General features: G+C 51.0%; 14 protein-coding genes. 12 read left to right on the forward strand and 2 right to left on the reverse strand.

All coding sequences use genetic code 11. The features are described from left to right. The first annotated feature begins 249 nt into the window (after positions 1 to 249). The 3 genes from ACQ4N8_RS19745 to ACQ4N8_RS19755 all read left to right on the forward strand — a co-directional run bounded on the left by ACQ4N8_RS19745 (position 250) and on the right by ACQ4N8_RS19755 (position 2,339). Positions 250 to 474, forward strand: coding sequence for a hypothetical protein (locus ACQ4N8_RS19745; protein ID WP_430706064.1), 225 nt, complete (start codon positions 250 to 252; stop codon positions 472 to 474). A gap of 126 nt (positions 475 to 600) precedes the next feature. After that, positions 601 to 1,425 (forward strand): alpha/beta hydrolase family protein, encoded by an 825-nt coding sequence (locus ACQ4N8_RS19750; protein ID WP_430706065.1) that lies wholly within the window; start codon positions 601 to 603, stop codon positions 1,423 to 1,425. Positions 1,426 to 1,550: 125 nt separating this feature from the next. After that, positions 1,551 to 2,339 carry a dioxygenase family protein gene (locus tag ACQ4N8_RS19755; RefSeq protein WP_430706066.1) on the forward strand — a complete coding sequence of 263 codons (789 nt, stop codon included), beginning with the start codon at positions 1,551 to 1,553 and terminating at the stop codon, positions 2,337 to 2,339. Positions 2,340 to 2,437: 98 nt separating this feature from the next. Here ACQ4N8_RS19755 and ACQ4N8_RS19760 read toward each other — a convergent pair whose 3' ends face one another. Further along, positions 2,438 to 2,920, reverse strand: coding sequence for a DoxX family protein (locus ACQ4N8_RS19760; RefSeq protein WP_430706067.1), 483 nt, complete (start codon positions 2,918 to 2,920; stop codon positions 2,438 to 2,440). Positions 2,921 to 3,175: 255 nt separating this feature from the next. Between ACQ4N8_RS19760 and ACQ4N8_RS19765 the strand changes: the two genes are divergently transcribed. The 4 genes from ACQ4N8_RS19765 to corA all read left to right on the forward strand — a co-directional run bounded on the left by ACQ4N8_RS19765 (position 3,176) and on the right by corA (position 7,139). Beyond that, a complete protein-coding gene (locus ACQ4N8_RS19765; RefSeq protein WP_430706078.1) occupies positions 3,176 to 4,204 on the forward strand; it encodes a DUF3048 domain-containing protein in 1,029 nt (342 codons plus the stop codon). Positions 4,205 to 4,396: 192 nt separating this feature from the next. Further along, complete coding sequence (locus ACQ4N8_RS19770; protein ID WP_430706068.1) at positions 4,397 to 5,011, forward strand: DUF47 domain-containing protein; 615 nt, start codon at positions 4,397 to 4,399, stop codon at positions 5,009 to 5,011. 85 nt (positions 5,012 to 5,096) lie between these two features. After that, the gene (locus tag ACQ4N8_RS19775) at positions 5,097 to 6,086 is read left to right on the forward strand and encodes an inorganic phosphate transporter (protein WP_430706069.1); all 990 of its coding nucleotides are present in this window, start codon (positions 5,097 to 5,099) and stop codon (positions 6,084 to 6,086) included. 93 nt (positions 6,087 to 6,179) lie between these two features. Next, positions 6,180 to 7,139: a magnesium/cobalt transporter CorA gene (gene corA, locus ACQ4N8_RS19780; protein WP_430706070.1), complete on the forward strand. Its 960-nt coding sequence runs from the start codon at positions 6,180 to 6,182 to the stop codon at positions 7,137 to 7,139. 61 nt (positions 7,140 to 7,200) lie between these two features. Here the strand turns inward: corA and ACQ4N8_RS19785 are convergent, their stop codons facing one another. Beyond that, the gene (locus tag ACQ4N8_RS19785) at positions 7,201 to 7,710 is read right to left on the reverse strand and encodes a hypothetical protein (protein ID WP_430706071.1); all 510 of its coding nucleotides are present in this window, start codon (positions 7,708 to 7,710) and stop codon (positions 7,201 to 7,203) included. Positions 7,711 to 8,051: 341 nt separating this feature from the next. Between ACQ4N8_RS19785 and ACQ4N8_RS19790 the strand changes: the two genes are divergently transcribed. From ACQ4N8_RS19790 to ACQ4N8_RS19810, 5 genes are all read left to right on the forward strand, one after another. Further along, positions 8,052 to 8,342: a YerC/YecD family TrpR-related protein gene (locus ACQ4N8_RS19790; protein WP_240268589.1), complete on the forward strand. Its 291-nt coding sequence runs from the start codon at positions 8,052 to 8,054 to the stop codon at positions 8,340 to 8,342. Positions 8,343 to 8,346: 4 nt separating this feature from the next. Continuing rightward, positions 8,347 to 9,195, forward strand: coding sequence for a sirohydrochlorin chelatase (locus ACQ4N8_RS19795; RefSeq protein ID WP_430706072.1), 849 nt, complete (start codon positions 8,347 to 8,349; stop codon positions 9,193 to 9,195). 29 nt (positions 9,196 to 9,224) lie between these two features. Continuing rightward, complete coding sequence (locus tag ACQ4N8_RS19800) at positions 9,225 to 10,106, forward strand: diacylglycerol kinase (RefSeq protein ID WP_430706073.1); 882 nt, start codon at positions 9,225 to 9,227, stop codon at positions 10,104 to 10,106. Positions 10,107 to 10,562: 456 nt separating this feature from the next. Then, positions 10,563 to 12,125 carry a 23S rRNA (uracil(1939)-C(5))-methyltransferase RlmD gene (gene rlmD, locus ACQ4N8_RS19805; RefSeq protein ID WP_430706074.1) on the forward strand — a complete coding sequence of 521 codons (1,563 nt, stop codon included), beginning with the start codon at positions 10,563 to 10,565 and terminating at the stop codon, positions 12,123 to 12,125. A gap of 1,004 nt (positions 12,126 to 13,129) precedes the next feature. Beyond that, positions 13,130 to 16,145 (forward strand): OmpL47-type beta-barrel domain-containing protein (locus ACQ4N8_RS19810; protein WP_430706075.1); only part of this gene is annotated, 3,016 nt, incomplete at its 3' end.

A 16,145-nucleotide genomic window follows, 5' to 3' on the forward strand; every position in this document is an offset into this window, starting at 1 on the left:
GTAGTATACTGCAATTTTTGTCCTGTCTGCAAGGGACCACGGAAGGGCATGAGGCGGGCGGGCATCCGTTCGACGGGATTAGGCCTTTGTGCGAGCGCACCGGAACTGGCGGATTATGGACTTTCCTTGAACGAGGAATAAAACACGCCGCTCCCTCCAAAAACTACAGCATACTCATCGCAGGACGTTCGGGAACCTGCAGGGTTTGCCCGAATAAGCTGCAAATCAAAGTTGCGGGAGGCAGAGCCAGTGGGAAAATATGAATCGGAACTGACCCGGAGGTATTTGCTGAACAGCAACTCCCGGGGCAGCCTGGAAGAGGTCGTATCGAATGAAACCCCGGCCGACGACAATTACTTGTTATGCGGCGATGACGAGGATTGCGGCGAGGGAGATATGGGCAACCAGCAATTTATGAGGCAGTGGGAAGGCCGGGTCACAACCCATGCTTATTTCCGGCAATCTTACGAATAAGCGGAATAGTCAGGACGTTAGCCGATTGACATCCCGTTTCCTGCAGTGTTAAGATAAGTTACAATTCATATTAAACTTATCGGAATTAACTGGATAAATCCAGCCGCAGGACGGGGAGGACGTTTTATGGAAAGACAAATCGCGATCAAACATGGAAAAGAGGAGCTGGCGGCCAGCATTCACTATCCAGCCGAGTGCCAACAGAGCGGACGTTGCAGCCGGGCTCCGCTGGTCGTCGTCTGCCACGGTTTCGTGGGCAGCCGGATCGGGGTGGACCGATTGTTCGTCAAAACGGCCCGGGAGCTGGCGGCGGACGGATTTCTCGTGGTCCGCTTCGATTACCTTGGCTGCGGCGAGAGCAGCGGCAGTTATGGCGAGCATGGCGTGGAATCCCTGATCGCCCAGACTCGTACCGTGCTTGACTACGGCCTTGGCGCGTTCGATATCGACCCGACCCGCGTCACGCTGATCGGGCACAGCCTGGGCGGGGCGATCGCCCTTCTAACAGCCATACGCGACCGCCGGATCAAGAATCTGGTCCTGTGGGCCTCCGTCGGATATCCATTCAGCGATATCGTGAAAATTACCGGGCGCGGGGTCTACGACCAAGCGGTGAAACACGGTTCGGCGGATTACCTGGGTTACGGGCTAACGCCGGCATTCTTCGATTCGCTGGGCGAATCGCAGCCTTTTCAGGAAGCCTCCAAGTTTACGGGGGATGTGTTCGTTGTACATGGCACCTCCGACGACATGATCCCGGTGGACTATGCCTTTCTGTACCAAAAAGTCTTCTGGATGCGTCCGGAAGGCCGGTGCGACAAAGAGATCGTCTTCCAGGGGAATCATACGTTTTCGTCCGGCGAACACCAGCGCCAGCTGATCTCCAAAACACGGGAATGGCTGGGAGGGCTTGAAGCGGCCCAAACCGATTGGCAGAACTGGATGATCTAGCGGGAATCAGGATCGACAGCTTGGATTTATCCGCCTCCGCCAAAAAACGCATAAGTGGTAAAAAGCTTCCTGTAAGGATACAATGGAGGTGTAACCCATTTTTGGCGTAGGGAGGTTTGAGAGCGATGTCTCAGCCTGCATTGTTTATCGCACATGGATCGCCGACTCTGGCAATCGAGCAAAATGCCTATACGAGTTTTCTCCGGCAATTGGGCCAGGAAACGCTGAAACCGCCCAAAGCCATCATAATCTTCTCGGCCCACTGGGATTCTCCCGTCCAGTGGCTGACGACGGATCGGTTGCATACGACGATGCATGATTATTACGGATTTCCGGAGGAAATGTACGCCATCGAATATCCGGCTCCGGGAAGTCCTGAGCTGAGCGAAGAAATCGCGGCGATTTTTCATTCGCATAACCTGCCTTATAAGCCGTCGGCGGGAAGAGGGCTCGATCACGGGGCTTGGGTCGTGCTGCGGGCGATGTTCCCGAAGGCCGACATCCCGGTCGTGGCTTTGTCCGTCGATGCCAAACGCGCCCCCGAGGAGCAATATGCGATCGGCAAGATGCTGGCCGAGCTGCGGCAGCAGAATGTCCTCGTCATCGGCAGCGGCGGGCTGGTGCATAATCTGCGAATGCTGGACTTTGAGGCGAACGGGCCGGCCGCTTGGGCGGCCGAATTCGACGACTGGGTGGGCGAGCAGCTGAAGAGTTGGAATTGGCGGCATCTGTTCGACTACGACCGCAAAGCTCCGCACGTACGAACGGCAATTCCGGCTTACGGCAAGGAGCATTTCGTCCCGCTGCTGTACGCCATGGGGGCTGCCGACGACGACCGCCTGGCGGTGAAGCTGTTCCAGGACTACCAGTACGGCAGCTTAAGCTTGAACTGCTGGAGGTTTGGAGGAAGCTAATCATCCGGCTTTTTGATCACGAAGCATTCATAAACGAAATAAGCGCAGAACCTTGAGTTAAGGGGTTCTGCGCTTTTGGCGTTCCGCATCGCTGCCGGTTAACGTCGCCGTACGGCATTTTTGCGGAAGTAGGGCATGATGAAGTAATCCAGTCCGATCCGCCCGGCATTGGCACCGGCGACGACAATGAAGATTTCCAACAGCAGCAGCTGCGGGTTCGTGCTGACCGTTCCCGAGAACAAGAAAGCGAAGTTCATGACCATCCCGAAGAAGGCGGCCGCCCAGGTGAACGTGCCGAGGATCAGCCCGAGTCCGACAAGCACCTCGCCGTAGGGAACCAATACATTAAACAAACCTACGTTCGGAACGGCAAAATGCTCCAAAAAGGAGGCCCACCAGCCCTGCACTGCGGGATGATCCCCCGTGCTTTTCTCCATGGCGCTCGTTAAAAAACCGGCCGCGTCAAACCCGCCCGTCACTTTTCCCCATCCCGAAGTCAACCATTCGTAACCTGCATAAAGCCGGATGAGCAAGAGCAGCCAAGAGGCGACCACACTTTCCCTTAACCATTTCACGATCATGATATAATCTCCTTTCTGCTTGGGCGGTACGACAACGTTCGTTGTTTTTCGCGGAAAAATCCCCCTGTGCTTAGTATTCATATTAGGGGCAAAATTTAAAACATTCAATTATTAATTTAAATTTTAAATAACTGCTTCCATGCGTTCTTGTCTTCCCCCGGCGCGGCGATTCAACGTATAATGTAGAAAACGCAGGAATGACGGAGGAACTTAAACTTGAAATCATCGAAACTTATTCTATTGCTGCTCCTGTCCATGATCCTAGTCCTGGTTTCCGCTTGCGGAAAAGCCGATCAGGCTGCTTCGTCCCAAGAGGGGATCGCCCCTCCGGAAACGGCCGTCCCCGAAACGAACGAACCTGTCATTCCCCCGGCTCCGGCCTATACGGCCCCGCTTACCGGGCTGCCGCTGGACGAGCCGCTAACCCGGCGGCCGCTGGCCGTCATGATCAACAACGCTCCGGCCGCGCGCCCGCAATCGGGCTTAATCGATGCGGATGTCGTGTATGAGGTGCTGGCCGAAGGAGGGGTTACGCGACTGGTGTCGATATTCCACAGCAAGGCCGACAACGCGAAGATCGGTCCGATCCGCAGCATCCGCCCCTACATGATCGATTTGGGCGAGAGCTACCACGGCGTGCTGGTGCACGCGGGAGCAAGCAACGACGCTTATGCGATTTTACAGCGGCAGCATAAAGAGGACCTGGACGAGATTACGAATGCGGGGGCTTATTTTTGGCGGGACAAGTCCCGGAAAGCGCCGCACAATCTGTATTCCAACGTAGAGAAACTGCTGGAGGGCGCCGCCAAGCGCAAGTATGCGGTCGAGGATACGGAGGTGCCGGGATATACATTTTATAAAGACAATGAAAGTCCGGCCTCCACGGAAACGGCCAGCCGGGTGGAGATCAAGTTTCAACTGGACAATTACCGGGTGGGTTATGATTATGACGCCGCATCTGGAACGTACAAACGGTCGATCAACGGCGAACCGCACACGGATTTGGAGAGCGGCGAACAGCTGACGGCTGCCAATGTCGTCGTCATGGGGGCCGAGCACGCGGTGCTCGACGACGTTGGACGGCTGGACGTCGAGTTGGCCCTGGGCGGAGAGGCGCTGCTGTTCCAGCAGGGCAAAATGATCCGCGCCCGGTGGATTCGGCAGGAAGGGGATATCATCCGCTTCGTCAAGGACAATCGGGAGCTTCCGATGGTTCCGGGCAACACTTACGTTCATGTCGTGCCGAATTCCCCGGATTTCGACAGTCATGTTAAGGCAGAGTAAAGCAGGGGCGGCGCATTTTGTATTTTTATGGAGATTCAAGGATAAGCCTGGAAGATAAAGGGCAAATATAAGGCAAAGAACGTGAAATGTTTGCGACATTATTACCTATCTGTTAAGCAGTTGTGATAAGATAATCAAGGTTGTGTAAAAACAGCCGCTAGTGATACCTTATGCAGAGAAAAGGGGATATTGATGCGAGTGAAGAAGAAAGACATCTTTTTCCAAACGTTAGAGAATATGGCAGATACGATCGTGCATTCGGCAGACTATTTTGCTCAGCAGGTGACCGAATTCAAGGACGTGGAATCGTTCGCCAAGAAGATGAAAGAATACGAATCCAAATGCGATGAATACACACATACCATTATCGTGGAGTTGAACAAAACTTTTATTACTCCGATCGAACGCGACGACATCATGCATCTGATCACGGCGCTCGACGATGTGATCGACGGCTTGGAAGCTTCGACTTCCCGCTTCTTCATGTACCATTTGACCGAGCCCGACGAATATATCGCGCGTTTTGCGGAAATTTTGCGCAATTCGGCTTACGAGATTCAAAAGGCGATCCATTTGCTGTCCCAGAAAAAACTGCTCCCGATCCGCGAATATACGATTCGGTTGAACGATCTGGAGAACCAAGGCGACGAACTGCTGCGGATTTGCATCAAGGAATTGTTCCTGAAGGTGACCGACCCGATCGAATTGATCAAGAAAAAAGAAATTTACGAACGATTGGAAACCACGACGGACGCTTGCGAAAAAGTGGCCAACATGCTGGAATCCATCATCATGCGTAATTCTTAAGAAATTCACTTCATATTCGAGATTCGGGAGGTTGGAATTGCGCGGATTTACGTAGAGAGAGACAGCTATCTGTGCAGACAAAGCTATGGATACGAGTTTATTGATTATTCTCATCGTTATCATACTGGCGCTGGCGTTCGACTTCATTAACGGTTTCCATGATACGGCCAACGCGATTGCCACCTCGGTGTCGACGCGCGCGCTGAAACCTCGTACGGCGATTATGATGGCCGCCGTCATGAACTTCCTTGGCGCGATCATGTTCACCGGCGTCGCCAAAACCATCGGGGGCAGCGTAGCCGATCCCGCGAAGCTTGATAACGGGCTGGAAGTGCTGATCGCGACGCTGCTGGCTGCGATCATTTGGAACTTGATCACCTGGTGGTTCGGCATTCCCTCATCCTCTTCCCATGCGCTGATCGGCTCCTTGGCGGGCGCGGTCTACGTCGGCGCCGGACCGGACAAGCTGAATTGGAGCGGATTTACGACGATCATCGAAGGGTTGCTGTTCTCCCCGTTGATCGCATTCGTGATCGGCTTTATCGTCATGACCATTTTGAAGTGGGTATTCGCCAGACGCAGCCCGCATACCGTGAATAAGGGGTTCCGGTCGCTGCAAATCGTCACGGCGGCGCTGCAAAGCTTCACGCACGGCACGAACGACGCGCAGAAGGCCATGGGGATCATCACGTTCGCCCTGGTCACCGCCGATTTCCAGGATCATATGGAGGTGCCATTGTGGGTTAAACTCGCGGCGGCCACGGCGATGGCGTTAGGGACGTCGATCGGCGGCTGGAAAATCATCAAAACCATGGGCACGAAGATTTTTAAAATCGAACCGATCAACGGGTTCGCGTCGGACATTTCCGCCGCATCGGTCATTTTCGGCGCGACGCTGTTCCATTTGCCGGTGAGCACGACGCATGCGATCACGTCGGCGATTCTGGGCGTCGGTTCGGCGAAACGCTTCTCCGCCGTGCGCTGGTCGATGGCCGGGCGGATCGTCATCGCCTGGGTGATCACGATTCCGATCGTGTTCCTGATGGCGGGCGTTATATACAAACTGCTGTTTTAGTCAGTTCACAGGACAAAAGCCAATCTGCCGAGGATTGGCTTTTTTGGACCTTTAGGATGATGGGTGGATGCCACAATGTAGGAGGGCGGCGGCTTGATCAGAATCATGGGGATGACGCGGGATCACAAGGTGGTATCGGCGATTCCGCTAGAGCAATTTCAAGACGAGATTTATGTATGGACTTGGGTCGATTTTGACGCGCCGACGCCGGAAGAGACCGAGTTGTTGGGGAGTTTCTTTCATTTCCACCCGCTGGCGATCGAGGACTGCCTGCATGTGCTGCAGCGGCCCAAGATGGACTACTACGAGGACCATCAGTTTTTGGTGCTGCACGCCATCGACCGAGACACGCTGGGTATGGAGGAAGTGGATTTATTCATCGGGGACAAATACCTGGTGTCATTTCATCAACGCCGGCTGGATGAAATGGACGAGGCTTGGGGCAACATGCTTAGGCGGGCCCATGAACACAAGGTGTGGGTACACGGACCTTACTCCGCAGCGTATATGGTGATCGACAGCTTGGTGGATCATTATTTTCCCTGCGTGTATACGATAGAAGATGAGCTCGACGAGTTGGAGAAAAGAGGCAGCCGCGAATCGGTCGAGCTGCTGATGAACCAGGTGTTCGATCTGCGCAGCAGGCTGCTCAAGCTGCGGCGGACGATCGTGCCGATGCGGGACTTGATGTACCGCATTCTGAACTCCCAGCATGTCCAGGGCGACAAGGAGCCGCGCGCCTATTACGCGGACATACACGACCACTTGCTCAAGCTGACCGAGATGATCGAAGCCGACCGGGAAATGACGGCGGACCTGCGCGACTCTTACATTTCGCTGAATTCCAACCGGATGAACGGGATCATGAAGACGTTGACCGTCATTACGACGGTCTTTATGCCGCTGACGCTGATCGCCGGCATTTACGGGATGAACTTCATCAACATGCCGGAACTGGAGTGGAAGTACGGTTATTTCGCCGTCATCGGGCTGATGGCCGCTTTGGGCGGCTGGATGATTCTCTGGTTCAGCAAACGGGGCTGGTTTAAGTAAAGGCAAGGATTTCGAGCTGGGCTGAGGCTCGGTACGCCTGGGGCGTGAAGCTGCCGCCGGGTTAACGGCGGCGCTTGCCCGTTTTGCTGGATTTGCCGGAGGATGTGCGTTTCCCGGAACCGCTTCGACTTCGGCTGCCGGTGCCGCTGCTTTTCTTGCGGCTGCCGGTTTTGCGGCGGCGGGGCCGGTACTCATCCATGCCGGAGCCTCCGCCGCCCGATTTGCCTTTGCCGCCGGGAAGGAAGGCGGTGAACAGCTTTGCCATCGGGGCGAATTGCTGCACCGTTTGCATCACCTTTTGCACCTGGCCCATCGTGGCCAGGATGCCGTCGATTCCGCCCATGCGATCCACGATGCCTTTCAGATCGCCTAAGCTTGGGAGCGAGAATCCGCCGCCGGACGGTTTGGGCGTGGAGACCGCGGTCGGCGTCGGCGTGGACGTCGGCGGAGAAAAGGGCACGAGCGAGGAAGCCTCCGCCTTGATTTCGTAAGGATTCACCCCCGGATAATAGTGGGTGTACGGATAGTACGGGCGCATCGGGCTTTGCCGTGGGTCTTGATTTTGTGGCATGGTATCACTTTCCTTTTTGGATATTTTGGCGGAACCGGGAGCAGGAAGGCCCGTTCCATTCCTGTTCGCCGTTTCCGGATGCACGGACCGGGTTACTGCCCGGATCGCAGCTTGGAAATGCCGCGAAGTCGGCGTTTTTTTTTCGCAGATAGGCGTTTGTATTACTATACTGTATGTGGCGGGCGGACCGGGCGTATGGACGAATGTCCCGGGTCCCGTAGGCGTTTGCGGATTTTGGGCGTTCTTTCTGTGATGCGTGAAACCGTTAATGCTTGAAAAGGAGTACGCCCCTCGGGTACAATGGGGGTGTGGTTACAGTAACGGTAGGGGATGATTATTCAGTGCAGCTGAAGAAATTAAACGACAAAACGATCGATCAATTATTCGAAGCCATCTTAACGTTGAAAGACATCGAGGAATGTTATATCTTTTTTGACGACCTTTGCACCGTAAACGAAATTCAGTCTTTATCGCAGCGTCTGGAAGTAGCCCGGATGCTTGGCAAAGGCAACACCTACAACCAGATCGAAGCGGAAACCGGGGCCAGCACGGCGACGATTTCGCGGGTCAAACGCTGCCTGAACTACGGCAACGACGGCTATAAAATGGCATTGGACCGTTTAGGGCGATAGACCGATGCCGGATGCCATACATGAACAGTCGAGCGTAAAGCCGGGGGAAGGCCAGCCTTTCGCCGGCGCTTTGCGGGACCGGAAGCCGGGCGTGCTGGTGATCAGCCACGGTTCGCCGGACGGCCTTTGGGTAGAACGGGTCGAAGCGGCGGTCGCGGAGGCGGCGAAGGATTTGCCCGCGGGGCTCCCGCTTGCTTGCTCTTTTCTCGAAACCGTGGAGGGGCGGCTGATCCAGGACGGGATCGATCGGCTGGAAGCACAGGGAGTGACGGAAATGATCGTCATTCCCTTGTTCGTGTCCTCGGGGAGTACGCATATCGACGAAATCGCCTATGCCTTAGGCGTAAAGGATACACCGGAGAAGGAAACCGATTTGGAGCGTTTTCGGATTTCCGCTCGGGTGTTTTTTGGCGATCCCATCGATGACGGCCCGTTGGTGGCGGAAATGGTATGGGACAAAGTGAAGGCGTTGTCGCTGCGGCCGGAGCGCGAGGTGCTGCTGCTCGTGGGGCACGGCAGCGTCCATCCCGGTTTCTTGCAGCGGTGGGAGCGGGGAATCGCTTCGCTGGCCGCCCAGGCGGGTGAGCTGAGCGGGCTGTCGGGGGCCGATTACGCCTTGCTGAATCCGGACAGCGTCCGGAGCAAGGTACGGTACTGGTCGGATGAGCAAGGGATGGACGTGATCGTGGCGCCGCTGTTTCTGAGCGCGGGGTATTTTACGAAGACGATGATTCCTGCGCGGCTTGACGGATTGCCGCACCGCTATTCGGGAGAGGCTTTGCTGCCGCATCCGCTGTTGGCCCGCTGGATGTCGCAGCAAATTTTGAATATAATGGGATCATTGACATGTTGACATTATGAGAATCAGGTGGCGTTTGTTGAATGAAAAGAGCTAGGTTGATCTATAATCCGACCTCGGGAAGAGAGGAAATGCGGCGCCTGCTGCCGGACGTGCTGGAACGTTTGGACCGCCACGGCATCGAGACGTCCTGCCATGCAACGACCGGGGAAGGCGATGCAACGCTGGAGGCCGCCCTGGCGGTCGAACGCGGCTATGATATCATTATTGCGGCAGGCGGCGACGGCACGCTGAACGAGGTCGTCAACGGCATGGCCGGCAAAAGCAATTTGCCGCCGCTGGGCGTGTTCCCGCTGGGGACGACCAACGATTTTGCCCGCGCCATGGGGATTCCAAGGCGTTGGGAGGATTATTGCGACCTGGTCATCGAGAATAAAACGAGACCGATCGACATCGGCAAAGTGAACGGCCGGCATTTCATCAACATCGCCGGCGGAGGCTCGCTGACCGAACTGACGTATGAGGTGCCGAGCCGGCTGAAGACGCTGATCGGGCAGCTGGCATACTACATGAAGGGCATCGAGAAGATGGCCAGCCTGTCGCCGACCAAGCTGATCATCGAAGCCGAAGGCTACGAGGTGATCGAAGGCGAGTTCATGCTGTTCCTGATCGCCAACAGCAACTCGGTGGGTGGCTTCGAGAAGCTGGCGCCGGATGCGCGCATCGACGATGGGCTCCTTGACGTGATCGCCGTCAAGAAGTGCAACCTGGCGGAGTTCATCCGCCTGGTGACGATGGCGCTGCGCGGCGATCACTTCAACGATCCGCACGTCGTCTACTTCAAGACGCGGCGCATGGAAGTGACCTCGCCCGGCCACGTGCTGCTCAACCTCGACGGCGAGCTGGGCGGCGAGCTGCCGGGCGTGTTCGAGATTTTGCCGCAGCATCTGCGGATTTTTGCTTAGCGGGCAGAGGTGCGCTAAACAAACCAGGTTGTCGGGAGAATCCCCCGCCGGGACGGCGGGGGATTTGGCGTGGTTTGGGGCAGGTTAACGCACGGAGCCACATTTATATAAAGATAAGGGGAATCTCGCGTTCCGGATTTGCACGAAAGTATCAGGTAAAGCTGCGTGTCCGCGCCATCCGTCAAACTGCCGCCCCCCAACGCCGATCCCGTGAAGTGGAATTCCTCCGGTTATTTTGCTCGAAAGTCGAGCGGCCGGCAGATGAAGTGGAAAAAGTCCATCTAATTTCGGGGTATATGGCCAAATTCGGGTAAATGGGCGGAATTAAGTGGAGGTTTTCTATCTATTTTTGCGAAAACGGGCTAAACGGGGTAAATTAGATGGAGGATTTCCATGTAAGAGCGAAAAATGATGGGGAAAATAAACGTATCAGTTTGAACATAGAAGGAGTACGCAATGACAAAGCAACGGAAAAGCGGCGGACGTCCCGCTGATCGGGTTAGTGGGTCCAAGGGGAAGCATGGAAGAGTCGAGGGCAACGAGAGAAGCGCGCGCGGGGGGAATCGGACAGTTAACGCGGGTGCTACCCGCAGCAGTGCGGTTGCCGAGGCGGCAATCGCCGGCCTTCCCGTGGCCAAAAACGATGAAGTGGTCATCGACATCATCGGGATGAACCATGACGGAGAAGGCGTCGGCCGGGCGGAAGGCTACACGCTGTTCGTGCAGGGCGCCTTGCCGGGCGAGAAGGTCCGGGTCAAGGTGCTGAAGACAAAAAAGCAGTATGGCTACGCCAAACTGCTTGATGTGGTTGAGGCAAGTCCGGACAGGATGGCGCCGCCCTGTCCGATTTACGACAAGTGCGGCGGCTGCCAGCTGCAGCACTTGAGCTACGACGCGCAGCTCGCCTGGAAGCGGCAGCATGTCGTCGACGCGCTGGAGCGGATCGGCAAGCTGCGCGTGGCGGGGGCTGCGGGCGACGGCGAGGCCGTCGTCGTGCGGAAGGCGCTGGGCATGGCCGAGCCTTGGCGCTACCGCAACAAGGCGCAGGTGCCTGTCGGCGTCACCGATGGCGCGTTGGTCGGCGGCTTTTACGCCCGCGGCAGCCATCGCATCGTCGACATGGAGACGTGCCTGATTCAGCACGAAAGCAACGATGATGTCGTCAGCCGCGTCAAAGCGATCGGTCGCCGCCTCGGCATCACCGCCTACGACGAAGAGACCGGCCAAGGCCTGCTTCGCCATGTCGTGGTCAAGGTTGGCTTCCGGACCGGCGAAATGATGTTAGTTCTCGTCACCAACGGCGAGAAGATTCCGCATGAAAACGAATGGATCGAGGCGATCCGCAAGGAGATCCCGGCCGTCGTGAGCATCTGCCAAAACGTCAACACGCGGCAAACGAACGTCATCTTCGGCGACGTGACTCGCGTCCTGTGGGGACGCGAAGTGATCTTCGACTATATCGGCGACGTCAAGTTTGCGATCTCGGCGCGTTCTTTTTACCAAGTGAACCCGCTGCAAACCGAAGTGCTGTACGGCAAAACCGTGGAATACGCCGGCCTGACCGGCCAGGAAACGGTCATCGACGCCTATTGCGGCATCGGCACGATCTCCCTGTTCCTGGCGCAGCACGCCAAACGGGTGTACGGCGTGGAAATCGTCAAAGAGGCGATCGAAGACGCACGCGTTAACGCCGAGTTGAACGGAATGAACCATGCCACCTTTGAAGTCGGTGCCTCCGAAGACGTCATCCCCACCTGGAAAGAACAAGGCGTCGAAGCCGACGTCATCGTCGTCGACCCGCCGCGCAAAGGCTGCGACCCGCGCCTGCTCGACACCATCCTCGAGATGAAACCCGAGCGCGTGGTGTACGTCTCCTGTAACCCGGCGACACTAGCCCGCGACCTGCGCATCCTTGAGGATGGCGGGTACCGGACGGTCGAGGTGCAGCCAGTGGATATGTTCCCGCATACGGTGCATGTGGAGTGCGTGGCGGTGTTGGTGAAGAATAAAACAGTGTAGTAGAACCTTTATATTTGTTGGGAATTTTCAATGTGTTACAAATGTCTTATAATAGTGGCACAGCGATTGGAAAACCGGATTGATGTAAAATCGATGTAAAAATCGATCTTAAATGAGACTAAATGAACCGAGGACGCCGGGTAAAATACTCTGGCGTCTTCGTTATCGTCATATGTTATTTTAATGAATGAATAAATGAATGATTCGGACTTATGTTTCCATGCCTAAGTCTTTCCCATATTTTTGGCATGTACGCCTTGTTAACAGATTTGTTGCAATGTATGCAGTGGATTATGGAATCTGATACATGGGTGACCATATTTCTAAGGGTTGAAACAATAGATAATCTATCGAAATGTGTAAACAGGATAACTTTTCACCGCCGCTCCATGCAATCTCCAATCTCACTTCGTTCTTGCAACCCATATCCCGTAAGCTCCTTTTACTCCTTTGGAAATGCAAATTTTCGTTTTGTGTACAGTTATTCAATGTAGAATTTTTGATAATTCTCCTCATATGATCCCAAAGGTAATTAAATCATTCCCTATTAATTTGTGATTCCTTCATTCGTTCTAGTTAGGTGAGCCGTCTCAAGCTCGGTTGGTTAAATATTACATAAAACGACAAAATATGCTATTAGGTATTCCTTCACAGATACCGAGATTAAGTAATAGATTAAGTTATACGAGAGGATGATTTCTATTAAAAAAAATATCAAAATAGTCAAAAATATTGTTTCTGTTTTAGTAGGTTTAGTATCAGGATTTATATTTTGCTATTCATTTCTATTGTATTGGTTGAATGTTGGAGGGGGATTCGTACCAGGTATTAAAGAGAATGCTACATTTTATATGAGGGTTCTCATTATTGATTTTGCTGTATTTTTATTACTTATGCTTGTCCTTAAAACTTATTTATATAGTTTATTATCGTTTGTTGTATCTATATCGATAACTCTGATTTTATTAATGGTAGAGTAGTAAATTTTTGGGGGAGGCTTCAATGTGAAAAAAATTTTTTCGCTTGTGATGTCAATAACTATATTCCTTTCTACATTTTCAGGCAATGCATTTGGAGCACAACAATATATCGGAGATGTAAATGATTCAGCTCCTAAGAAAGTAAATACTGTTCTAAAGGATGCAAATCCAGCGAAAACACCCAGTGCTAACATAGGTATTTTAAGTACAAATATTTGGGCTTCTAAGACAACTATTAAGACAACTGAACAAACAACGATTTCTTTTTCATACGATGATGAGCCTCATCCAACAATTGTACAAATTTATTATAATGGTACGTTATTATCTGCAAAAACCCAGGTTCTTGGTAAACTTATGAGTGGTACATATGTTTTTGATCCTGACGCTCAAATAGATAAAGCTGGAAGCTACGAGATTCGTATTATACCTACTGATGATTCGGATTTTTATAACAATATTTATATTACTGTTTATAAGCCAGTTGTTGTTTTTTTGCCTGGAATAATGGGTACCGGATTATTTATGGGGGCAGAAAAAGTGTGGATGCCCCAAGAAGACATAGAAATTAATAAGAATGTGACTGGACAAATTCGAGATCATATCAGAGCCTTATCAATGAGTTCGAATGGCGAGAGTAAGAATACAATCACAGTCGGTGAGCCAGTCGGGGATTTTTACAAAAGTATCTATAATTACCTAACTAATAATGGTTACGATGTTGTTTATTATGGGTATGACTGGAGACTTGATAATAGAGACCAAATAAATAGGCTAAGTAACACAGTTAATGAAAAAATTCAAAATCTCCCATCGGGTGCTGAAAAAAAAGTTTCTATTGTCGCACACAGCATGGGGGGGCTTGTTGCTTCGCAGTATATTAAAAGTGGCAATCAGAGTAAAATAGATAAATTGATTACTCTAGGAACCCCTTTTCTTGGAGCTCCCAGTGCCTACTATATATATAAAACAGGCAATATAAAAAATAACTTTGCAGATGAGGTTATTAAAGATGCTATAAAGGAAATTGTCCCTAACGTACCTGCTTTATATCAATTATTACCCAGCAGGGATTATTTTGATCTAAATAAGAAATTTTACATAAAATCACTAGATGATTACAAGAATGAAAAGAGTATTAAAAAGTCCTATACAACTTACATAGAGACAAATAACTATTTGAGAAGTAAAGTTCTAGGATTCAATCCGTTGCTAATGGATAGGGCAATTAATTTTCATGATAATTTGGACATAAGAAACACATTGAAATTAGTAGACTCATATCAAATTATTGGCCAAAAAGTAGCGACTGTTGGGATAGTAACAGACGTTTTCATTGAAGGAGGACAATATAATACACTCCCCTTAGGGGATCAGTTTATTACTACGGAAAATACTCAAGGTGATGGGACTGTTCCCTTATATAGCTCTACTGTAGGGGGAGCTTTAGATCCTAGCAAAACATACTTTATTCATGCAGAACATTCAGATTTACCAGGAAAGACAGAGGTTCAACAGCTTGTTAGAAATATTTTAGAAAATAGACCTAATTCAATACCAGCTGGTATTAGCAAAACCGGTCAAAAGGTTGGAACGCTTCAAACACGAGTTGAGGGTCCAGCTGAAATTGATTTATATGATGCGAGTGGAAACCATACAGGACTAGTGGCGTCCAATAATTTCATGCAACAAAGTCTCAAAGCTAGTTCGGTATATCAAAATATTACTTCGACATCATCTGACCCTTCACTTTCAGAATCAAACATTCCGTTTTCTTCTTACTTTGCAAATGGGAACGTAAAATTTGTTCTTTCAGATGATAACAACTATAGTGTTGTCATAAAAGGAACTGATTTTGGAACAGTAGATTTTAGAATGATTTGGTTTAACGAAAATGACCAAACTAGTAAAACAATCCGATTTGATGATGTGCCGGTTACCCCTAATACAGTTTATAATACGACTACTGATAATAGTGAGAACATTGTACTTAGGTCAGAAAACGCTAATATTGCGCCTTCTGTAGTATTGATTGGGCAAGATAATGATGATGAGATTAGTCCAACCATAACCTCAGAAGTAATCGGCTTTCGTGGTGTGAATGAATGGTATGGAAGCTTTATAGAGGATGTGTATTATTCACTTACAGCACATGATAATGAGTCTGGGCCCGACAAGATTTTCTACAATATTAATGATGCTGGATACGAACAGTACGATGGCACTATTACATTAAATAAAACAGGGATATATAATATAAAATCTTATGCTAGAGATAGAAATAAAAATGTTTCTTCTGAATTAGAAGAAACTATCAAGGTTGATAAAACTAATCCAACAAAACCTACGATGACTATTGTCCCATTAAAATGGACAAATCAATTTGTAAGTATTACTTTATCCGATTCTCAGGATACTGATAGTGGGTTTCAAAAGTATCAATACAAAATAGGCCAAGATGGTGAATGGAAGGATTATACGACACCCATTATTATTGATACTGAGGGTTTGTACAATGTCTATGCGAGGGCAGTAGATAATGTATTCAATTTAAGTGAAGAAGTTGTAGGGGATGCCAAAGTTGATAAAACGATGCCAACAACCCCCGAAGGTTTTAAGATTCTATCGTATAATTATAATCAAATCAAAATATCCTGGTTACCTTCAACAGATAATGTAGGAGTAACTAGTTACGATGTTTATCAAGATTCCGTATTAATTGGTAGCACCGTTGATACAGAGTTTACATTTAATAATTTACTTTCTAATAGAGTATATACTTTTACTATAATAGCAAGAGATGAGGCTACTAACTCGTCACTTGATGGTGTGTTTATTGTTCGGACGCCCAAAGTTCTTGTGGGAACTGATCACACCTTACAGGCTAGGGCCGACGGAAGTGTGCTGGCCTGGGGATTAAACAGCAGCGGCCAGCTGGGGGATGGAACCACAACCTCGAAAACGACGGCAGTGGAAGTTCCAGGGCTAACGGATATCCTTTCCGTGGCAGCAGGTTCTGGGCATAGCTTGGCGCTGAAGA

It is taken from the genome of Paenibacillus macerans, from assembly GCF_050565405.1.
Taxonomy (GTDB): Bacteria; Bacillota; Bacilli; order Paenibacillales; family Paenibacillaceae; genus Fontibacillus; species Fontibacillus macerans_B.